The sequence below is a fragment of the Cupriavidus sp. SK-3 genome (assembly GCF_000611145.1).
Taxonomy (GTDB): Bacteria; Pseudomonadota; Gammaproteobacteria; order Burkholderiales; family Burkholderiaceae; genus Cupriavidus.
The window spans coordinates 1-8,808 of record NZ_JFJV02000255.1; the positions used below are offsets into that span (position 1 = coordinate 1).

General features: G+C 64.1%; 10 protein-coding genes and 1 tRNA gene. 2 read left to right on the top strand and 9 right to left on the bottom strand.

Annotation, left to right across the window (positions count from 1 at the left end; all coding sequences use genetic code 11):
* Positions 1–140: 140 nt before the first annotated feature.
* The 3 genes from map to CF70_RS26630 all read right to left on the bottom strand — a co-directional run bounded on the left by map (position 141) and on the right by CF70_RS26630 (position 2,183).
* The gene (gene map, locus CF70_RS26620) at positions 141–908 is read right to left on the bottom strand and encodes a type I methionyl aminopeptidase (RefSeq protein ID WP_035872032.1); all 768 of its coding nucleotides are present in this window, start codon (positions 906–908) and stop codon (positions 141–143) included.
* Entirely contained in the window at positions 905–1,117 is a 213-nt protein-coding gene (locus tag CF70_RS26625; protein WP_035872055.1) for a ParD-like family protein, read from the bottom strand. The genes map and CF70_RS26625 overlap by 4 nt, the downstream gene beginning before the upstream one ends.
* Positions 1,118–1,367: 250 nt before the next feature.
* Positions 1,368–2,183: a 5'-3' exonuclease gene (locus CF70_RS26630; protein ID WP_035872037.1), complete on the bottom strand. Its 816-nt coding sequence runs from the start codon at positions 2,181–2,183 to the stop codon at positions 1,368–1,370.
* A 147-nt stretch (positions 2,184–2,330) separates the two neighbouring features.
* Between CF70_RS26630 and CF70_RS26635 the strand changes: the two genes are divergently transcribed.
* On the top strand, positions 2,331–2,570 hold the full coding sequence (locus tag CF70_RS26635; RefSeq protein ID WP_035872040.1) for a helix-turn-helix domain-containing protein: 240 nt from the start codon (positions 2,331–2,333) through the stop codon (positions 2,568–2,570).
* A 273-nt stretch (positions 2,571–2,843) separates the two neighbouring features.
* Positions 2,844–2,919: transfer RNA gene (locus tag CF70_RS26640), tRNA-Met, on the top strand.
* A 124-nt stretch (positions 2,920–3,043) separates the two neighbouring features.
* Here CF70_RS26640 and CF70_RS26645 read toward each other — a convergent pair.
* From CF70_RS26645 to CF70_RS26670, 6 genes are read right to left on the bottom strand one after another with little or no spacing between them, the layout of a single operon-like run.
* Complete coding sequence (locus CF70_RS26645) at positions 3,044–4,024, bottom strand: tripartite tricarboxylate transporter substrate binding protein (RefSeq protein WP_051649054.1); 981 nt, start codon at positions 4,022–4,024, stop codon at positions 3,044–3,046.
* A 50-nt stretch (positions 4,025–4,074) separates the two neighbouring features.
* Positions 4,075–5,136, bottom strand: a complete 1,062-nt coding sequence (locus CF70_RS26650; RefSeq protein ID WP_035872043.1) for a cyclase family protein — start codon at positions 5,134–5,136, stop codon at positions 4,075–4,077.
* Entirely contained in the window at positions 5,133–6,071 is a 939-nt protein-coding gene (locus CF70_RS26655) for an SMP-30/gluconolactonase/LRE family protein (protein ID WP_035872046.1), read from the bottom strand. The genes CF70_RS26650 and CF70_RS26655 overlap by 4 nt, the downstream gene beginning before the upstream one ends.
* A gap of 3 nt (positions 6,072–6,074) precedes the next feature.
* Positions 6,075–7,058, bottom strand: coding sequence for a Bug family tripartite tricarboxylate transporter substrate binding protein (locus CF70_RS26660; RefSeq protein WP_200876815.1), 984 nt, complete (start codon positions 7,056–7,058; stop codon positions 6,075–6,077).
* A 53-nt stretch (positions 7,059–7,111) separates the two neighbouring features.
* Positions 7,112–8,059: an NAD(P)-dependent oxidoreductase gene (locus CF70_RS26665; protein WP_035872049.1), complete on the bottom strand. Its 948-nt coding sequence runs from the start codon at positions 8,057–8,059 to the stop codon at positions 7,112–7,114.
* The gene (locus CF70_RS26670; RefSeq protein ID WP_035872052.1) at positions 8,056–8,739 is read right to left on the bottom strand and encodes an RraA family protein; all 684 of its coding nucleotides are present in this window, start codon (positions 8,737–8,739) and stop codon (positions 8,056–8,058) included. Before CF70_RS26670 ends, CF70_RS26665 begins: the two co-directional genes overlap by 4 nt.
* Positions 8,740–8,808: the final 69 nt, after the last annotated feature.

Here is an 8,808-nt window from a genome sequence, read left to right on the forward strand (position 1 = left end):
GGAGGGTTACCGCGCGAGCGGTTTAGTCCCTCGGCCAATGTCGGTCCTTCATGATCGACGAATGAATGTCGGTTTACGATCCGCGATCTGCCATCGAATGAACTCTTCTCTCAAATGAGTGGCCCACAGCCGTCAAGCTATCAGTTGGGCACCCTTTCTTCGGATCGGAGCGTCAAAACCTGGACGCCCGTTTGGGTCACGGCCACGGTGTGCTCAAACTGCGCCGACAGTTGTCCATCGCGCGTGACCACTGTCCAGCCGTCTTCTTCGGTTCGAACAGAATGCCGCCCCTGGTTGATCATGGGTTCGATGGTGAACACCATGCCTTCGCGCAGCGTCAAGCCCGTCTGCGGCTTTCCCCAATGCAGCACTTGCGGTTCCTCGTGCATTTCACGCCCGATGCCGTGTCCGCAATATTCCCGCACGACGGAATAGCCATTTCTGCGAGCATGCCGCTCAATAGCATGACCTACATCGCCAAGTCTGGCGCCGGGGCGAACGGCCTTGATTCCTTTCCACATTGCTTCGTAGGTTACTTGCACGAGCCGTTTAGCCAGTGGAGACACCTCTCCCACGAGATAGGTCTTGCTGGAGTCAGCGATGTAGCCGTTCTTCTCGAGCGTAATGTCGAAATTAACGATGTCTCCGCTTTGCAGGATCTCTGTCGTGGACGGAACACCGTGACAAACAACATGGTTGCGTGAAGAGTTAAGCGCGTAGGCGTAACCGTACTGTCCTTTGCTTGCCGGGCGAGCCTTGAGTTCATTGACGATGAGACTATCGACCAGGTCGTTCACCTGCATGGTGGACATGCCGATCAGGCTCATTTGATCCAGACAGCCAAATACACCTGCCAGCAACCGGCCCGACTCTGCCATCAATGCGATTTCTTCGGGTCGCTTGGTCATGTCAACGACACTTTCACCGCTTGCGGAACGACGCCTGCGGCTCTCAGTTCGCGGGTAGCTATTTCGTTGAAACTCAGCGTCGGGTTCATTTCGCACAACATGCCGACCTTGATCCAGAAAGCCGCTTGCGCGTTGATCGACCGGCACGACACCGCGCTAGCCTTACGTATCTGATCGTGCAAGTCGTCGTCTATATTTACGATGCCCACGTTATCTTCCATATATAAATCATATACGAATCATATATTCAACCTGTCTGGCAGGACAAGCGTTTTTGCGAGGTTAGATACGACGGTTTGCGGATATCCGCTACAAAAGACGAGTTGGCGTGTGCGAGTCGAGTGCGCGACAGGGCGCCCGCTGTGGATCCGCTAGCAGACGTCCGCACTCATGGCAAATGAGGACCGCTCTGGGTCGTTCTGCGACGCTCAGCCCTCATACGAAGGCAACAACCGGGCATCAGGGTGGGTCCCCGGCCGCGTCGCCGATGCGCAGCATGTTCCACGTCAGTCCAAGCTGGACATCGGTCTTGAGGGACAGCAACTGGCGGGAAAGCCGTGCCAGATGTGCCTGTTCCGCGAGGTTCTTGCCGATCACGCCTTTCTCCCCGGACGCGTTGGCCAGCACGGTCTCCAGGTCGCCATAGCGCTGCAGGAGCTTCACGGCGGTCTTCGCCCCGATCTTTTCGACGCCGGGAATGCCGTCCGTGCTATCTCCCAGCATGGCGAGGTAATCCGCCAGCTGGTGGCTGCCGACGCCGAACTTGTCCATGACGTAGCTTTCGTCGAACCAGGACGGCTCGCCGTTCTTCGCCGTCGCGAAATGGTTGCGTACGATCGCGCCGTCGGCGATCAGCTGGAGCACGTCCTTGTCCGTGCTCACCGGAATCGCCTGCCCCTCCTTGCTCGCGGTCCAGCGGTAGAAGACGGTGGCGATGATGTCGTCCGCCTCGTAACCGTCGGCCGAGGCAGTCTGGAGCCCGAGCACCTCCGTCAGCGTCAGGCGGAAATCGGGAATGACGTCGGCCAGCTCCGGGTCCATGGGCTTGCGGTGCTGGCGATATTGCGGATACAGCGCGTGCCGCCACGTCTTGCCGCCGGCATCGAATGCCGCCAGCGCGTGCGTGGGCCTGCATTCGGCCAAGGCGCGGCGGAACGAGGCCAGGGCCGAGAGCACAGCCCCTTCGACCTTGGCCGGAATGTCTTCCGATGGGTTGGCTTCGTAAACCCGGCGCAGGATGTTCAGGCCATCAATCAGAAGTAGTGTTTGCTTCATTATTCTTGCGATGCTTGCCGTCAGACCCTCTATTCTGACGCGCGATGGCGATGGCGCAACTTTTTGGACTGATCTATCCGCGAGAATGCGGGGTTGCGCAGGCCGGCCACCTCGTCTAGTCTGAGCAGACTCAACCTACGCCCGGAAATGAACAACAACCACGACACTCGCCAGGCAGTAATCGACGCCCTGAAGAAAACGGGCACCCCGATGGATGCATATCAGGTCGCAAAGGCCACGGGCGTCAGCCCGATCCAGGCCGTGCGGACACTGACCAAGCTCACCACCAAGGGGCTTGTGCGGACCGATGGTCCGCTGGGTGACGAGAACGACCTGTCCGCGCAGTTCAGTCTCGTGCCGGAGCCGAAGGAAGGCAGCGTGGGCTGAAAGCAGGCGTTTCGGGCTCTGGCGAAACCGGCTGCCACGGGGTCGGCTCCGGCGATCGTGGCATGAAGCTGGCGGGCTGCCCCTGCCACTCAAATTCGATTAGGGTGCCGCATAAATCATATGCAAGCTCGCGCAATCTCGCGCCCGCTGCCCCGTTCGCGCGCCGTCAACGCGCACCTGGCCCGCTCCGCACTAACGAGACCGATAGGCGATGCTGACAAATAATTCCAATCAGGACTATCCATTGCCCGCCAACCCGCGTATATTTCGGCCCGCGGGGTGGAGCAGTTGGCAGCTCGTCGGGCTCATAACCCGAAGGTCGCAGGTTCAAGTCCTGCCCCCGCAACCAGATTCCAAAGCCCGTACGGTTCTCGCCGCACGGGCTTTTTGCATTTGCACGGCGCAGGGGCCTGCCGAGGGTGAGGCAAATGGGTACGGGAGGCTGTCGGGCCGCGCCCTGCACTTTCCGGCGCCTATTCAGGCTTGATGCTCCCGTCCTTGATGACCCGCGCCCATTTCGCTGTTTCGCCATCGACGAAACGCTTGAACTCCGCCGGGGTGGAGCCGGCCGGCTCGGCGCCGATGGCAAGCAAGCGTTGCCTCACCTCTGGCGACTGGAGGATTTGCCGCACCAGGGTGCTAAGCCGGTCCACGATCGCCGGCGGCGTGCCGGCGGGTGCGAAGATCCCGTTCCATTCGTAGACCTGGTAGCCCGCCAGCCCGGACTCTGCCACGGTGGGCGTATCGGGCAGCGCGGGAGCGCGCTTGGTCCCCGTGGTGGCAAGCACCTTCAGCTTCTGGCCTTTGACGAGCGGGTACGAGGCCGCCATGTTGCTGAACATCAGGTCCACCTGACCGCCCATCAGGTCGCTCAGCGCCGGCGCACCGCCCTTGTACGGCACGTGCAGCAGGTTCAGCCCGGACTGCTGGCTGAACAAGGCCGCCGCCAGATGCTGTGCGGTTCCCGGACCGGCGGATGCATAGCTCAGCTTGCCGGGTTTTGCCCTGGCGGCGGCAATCAGGTCCTGGGGCTTGTTGAACGGCGAGTTCGGCGGCACGACGAGAAGATTCGGCACCAGCACGACGAGCGAAACCGGGACGAAGTCCTTGCTGGTGTCGTACGGCAGCCGGGGCTGCAGGCTGGGGTTGACCGAGTGGGCGGTAGCGTCGAGCAGCAGCGTGTAGCCGTCGGCCGCCGCCTTCGCTACCGCGCCTGCGCCAATGACGCCGCTGGCACCTGGACGATTGTCGACCACCACCGTCTGCCCGAGCTTCGCGCCAAGGGGGGCGGCCAGGATCCGCGCCACGGTGTCCGCCGCACCGCCGGCCGGGTAAGGGACCACCAGGCGAATCGGATGATCCGGATAGCCAGCGGCGTTGGCATTGGCGGTAACCGTAGCCCCGAACAGGGGCAGGGACACCATCAGCCACTTGGCGACAAACTTCTTGTGCATGTCTTCGACCCCGTCGATTTGCAATGCGTTGAATTCGATAAAGCGGCCGGTTAGACCGTGGCAATCGGCGTCGCCGGCGAGCCAACCGCGCCGGGCAGGCGCAGCGGTGGCGCGGTCAGCAGGAAGCGGCTGCGCCCGTGCGCGCGGAGCCAGCGCGCCAGCGGCGTCAGATACCACAGCTCGCCAAGATGAATGCCGTTCTTGAACAGGCAATGCGCGTGCAGCGGCAGGCGCGGCCCACGGATCGGCGAGGGGCTCAACGGCTTCGGCATCACCAGTTCCACCGCCGGGTTGTCGGCCAGCAGGCACGCCAGCCTGGTGTCGACGATCCAGTTCAGCAGCTTGCTGTCGTAGCCGTCGAGGCCGGTGCCGCTGTCATGCAGGTGCTTGACATCCGGGTTGCCGTTCATCGCCAGCAGCGTGTCGGCAAAACCGGTGTGGATGCAGACCATGTCGCCGGTTTCCACCTGGACGTTGTCGGTCTCGAGGATGCGCATCAGCTCGTCGTACCCGACGGCATGGCGCTTGCGGCCGATATGGTGTTCGAGGTCCAGCATCACGCCGCGGCCTTGCGCCCCGTGCTCCGCCAGCACCGCGATGCTGAGCGCTTGCGCCACCGGATCCTGGTAGCGCGCCCAGGGCTCGGCGCCGCTGACTTCATGGCCGGGCCGGATATGCTCTCCCGCCTTGAAGCCGTTGTAGAAGACCGCCTCCGGCTCGCCGTCGCCATCGGCGTCGAAGTGACTGCCAATGTGTGCGAGGCTGTCCCACTGCGTCGAGTACTGCAGGCTCATCAGCACCACGTCATCGTTGACCACATCGGTGATGGTCGGATCCTCTGACGCGTACGACCAGCAGAAGCCCTGCTGCCCCGCGCTCTTGCCGTCGCGCAGGACCGCGAAGCGGCGCGGCGGCTGCCGGCGCGGATTCATCGCCGAGCCGCCCGGCACGTCCAGCGGCAGCGACAAGCAGAACGTCATCCCCTCCTTCACTTCGGCGATGCCCTGCAGTACCTTGGCCCTGTCCACCAGGTTCATCCGGCCGCGCTGGTCGTCGTCTCCGAACTCGCCCCAGTGGCTGCCCTCCGGGCTGTGCTTCCAGCGTTGCGTCATGCCGGGCCTCCCGTTGAATGCTTGCGTGGGACGATCGGCAGCCCGGCCACATCCATTTCGATGCACAGGATGCCTCCCGCGGTGGAGTCCGTCACGAACAGCGTCTTGCCGGCCGCGCCGCCAAAGGCGAGATTGGTCAGGGAATGCCCGGCGGGGCCACGCAGCACCTGCACCGGCTCGGCGCGGTGGTTCAGCACCCAGACGTAGCCCAGCCCCGGGTTCGCCACCAGCAACCGGCCGGAGGTATCCATGGCCAGCCCGTCCGGGCCGCTCGGGCCGTATGACGTAAAGAACTGGCCGGTCTTGGATACGCTGCCATCGGCTAGGATCGGCATGCGCCAGACGCAGTTGCCCCGGGTCACCGCCACGAACAGGAACTTCTCATCCGGGGACAGCACAATGCCGTTGGGGCTGGGCACGTTGGACAGCAGCAACTCCAGCCTGCCCGTGGCGCTCAGCCGATAGACGCGGCCGGTAGGATCGTGCAGCCCGGTCTGCCCCTGGTCCGTGAAATAGATGTTCCCTTGCGAATCGATGGTGAGGTCGTTGACCCCTTTGAAGCTCTCGGTATTGCGGCGGCCAAGGTAAGGCGCCACGGTTCCGCTGCGCGTGTCAAGCAGCATCAGGCCATTGCGGTAGTCCGTCACCAGCAGTTCGGCCGCGCTGAGAAACTTCATGCCGTTGGGCTCGCCGTCCCACTGGGCCACCAGCTCCCACCCGCCCGTTGGATCGATGCGAAAGACGCGGCCGTAGGGGATATCGGTGACATAGAGATTGCCGGCGCTGTCGAACACCGGCCCTTCCAGGAAGGCATCGATCTCTCGCCCGCCCTGGTTGGCATCGGCCCAGATCGTGCGCCTGGGCTGGCGGTATTTCGCCGGCATACGGGTAAAAACGTCCAGCTCACGGACTTCCGGGGCATTCAGCAGGAACATGGTTTATTGCCTTTCAAAAGCGGTATTGGCCGCCACCTTGCCCCAGAACGCCGTGCGCTCGGCAAGCTGCCTGGAAAATGCCGATGCATCCCAGTAGCCCGGATTCGCGCCAATGCCTTCGGCAAAGGTCTTCATGCCCTGGGAGGCCATGGCCGCAGCCACTTCTTTCTGAAGGCGCTCCAGCACCTTCGGCGGCGTGCCCCTGGGCGCCCACAGGCCGGTGAAGTTGACTACACCATAGCCCTTGACTCCTGCCTCGGCAAACGTCGGCACATTGGGCAGCGCAGCAAGGCGCTTGTCGCCGCTCACCGCCAGCAGGCGCAGGCTGCCGCCCTTGACTTGCCCGATCACGCCGGGCGTGGAAGCGATCTGGTAATCCACCGTGCCGCCGAGCAGCGCCAGCGTGGCCTCGCCCGCGCCCTTGAACGGCACGTGCATGAAGTGCGTGCTGGTGGCCACGCCCAGGGCTTCGCTGGCGAAATGCGGCGTGGTGCCGGCGCCGCCTGAGCCGTAGCTCACTTTGCCGTCGCCCGCGCGCGCGGCGGCGATCAGGTCGCTCATGGTCTTGAACCTGCTGTCGGCCTTTACCGCCACGGCCATCGGCGCGAACACAAAAGCGGCTACCGGCTGCAAGTCATTCGCGTAATCGAACGGCAGTTTCTTGAAAATGTGCGGCAGCAGGGAATACGTGGTGTCGTTGGCGAGCAGCGTGTAGCCGTCGGCCGGGGCGCGCGCCACTTGCACGGTACCGATGGTGCCGGTGGCGCCTGCCTTGTTTTCGACGACGAAGCTCTGGCCGGTTTGTTCGGTGAGGCATTGGGCCATTTTTCGGGTGACTGCGTCTACGGCGCCGCCTGGGGGGTACGGGACCACGATCCTGACGGGCTTGTCGGGCCAGGTTTGTGCGTGGGCGGATAGGGCGATGAAGGCGATCGCGCCCAGCGCGCAACGGCGCAGTGCCGATGCGCGGTTCGGTTTGGTGTTCATGGTGTCTCCTGCCTTGTGTTTTCCCTGGCCCGGACGGGGGCCGGCTTCGGTCTTCAGGCTTTGGCCAGAACCTGGGCTTGCGCGCGGGCCAGCACGCCGAGCGTGTTCTGCGCGGCTGCCACGCCCATGTTCACGTAGGCGGTGCTGGTCACGCCGCCGATGTGGGGGCTGAGCAGAAAACCAGGCTGGCCGTGGAAGATATGCGGCACCGTCATCGGCTCGACCGCGAAGCTGTCCAGCCCTGCGATGGCCACCTGTCCGGACTGCACCGCGGCCAGCAGTGCGGGTTCGTCGATCAGCCCGCCGCGTGCAGTGTTGACCAGCATCACGCCGCGCTTGCAGCGTGCCAGCGTTTGCGCGTTGATCATCGCCTTGTTGTCGGTGGTCAGCGGGCAGTGCAGCGAGATTGCGTCCGACTCCTTCCAGATCGTTTCCAGGTCCACGGACTCGATATAGTCCGGCAGGTCGCGGGCGTATGGATCGAAGCCGATCACGCGCATGCCCATGGCATCGCACATCCTGGCGAAGCGCCGGCCGATGGCGCCCAGGCCGATCAGGCCAATGGTGCGGCCCGCCAGTTCGAAGCTCTTGTGCGTGGCCTTGTCCCAGTGGCCGGCATGCATGCGTTCGTTGAGCGTCACGACGGATTTGGCGCAGCCCAGCAGCAACGCCAGGGCCTGCTCCGCAACGGCTGCGGCATTGGCGCCAGCCGCTGCCGTTACCTCGATGCCGCGCGCTGCGGCGGCGGGCTTGTCGATGGTGTCGGTGCCGCTGCCGTGCTTGGAGATGACCTTCAGCGCGGGGGCGGCGTCCATGATTTCCGGGGTCACGGCGCCGTAGCGCACGATGATGCCGACCGGGTTGTGGCGCTGCGCCAGCGCCACCAGATCGGCGGGCTGGGGGGTCTTGCCGGCATAGACGATTTCGTAATCGCCGAGCAATGCCTCGGCTTGTGGCGCCAGGTCAGCCGCGGTGACGAGGATGGCAGGCTTGGTGCTCACAGCGTCTCTCCCTCTTTCAGCACGCCGGCGGTGATCAACGAGGCAACCAGCCACGGCGCGTTAGTCTTGCCTTCCTTTATCTGGGCGATGCGGCGCGCTTCGGCGGCTTCCTTGTGCTCGGCGAGCGGCAGCAGCGAGGCGATCTTTTCACGCTCCACCACGACCAGGCCATCGGCATCGCCGCAGATGAAGTCCCCGGGGTGAACCGTGACGCCGCCGACCGAGACCGGGTGGCCGATGCGCCCGCCCACTTCCTTGGTCGGGCCGTTGGGGTTGGTGCCCACCGAGAACACCGGGTAATCCATGTCGTCGATATCCAGGCTGTCGCGCACCGCGCCGTCGATCACCACGCCGGCAATGCCGCGCTGGCGGCATGCATTCATCATGATGGTACCCATCAGCGCGCTGCTCTGGTCGCCCTTGCCATCGATCACCAGCACATCACCGGGCTGCGCCAGCGCCAGCGCGGCGTGGATCATCAGGTTGTCGCCGGGGCGCACTTCCACCGTGAAGGCGGTGCCGGCCAGCTTCATATGCGGGCGCAACGCCCTGATGCGGCCGTGCAGCGCGCCGCGGCGGCCGGCCACGTCGGCCAGGATCGCGGGCTGGAATTTCGCGGCCTGGGCGACGATGTCGGCGGGTACGCGGTCGAAGGACTTGATGATGTTGGGCAGGCTCATGGCATGGCTCCTTGGATTCGGGGGATTCGGGGGATTCGGGGGATTCGGGGATTCGGGGATTCGGGGATT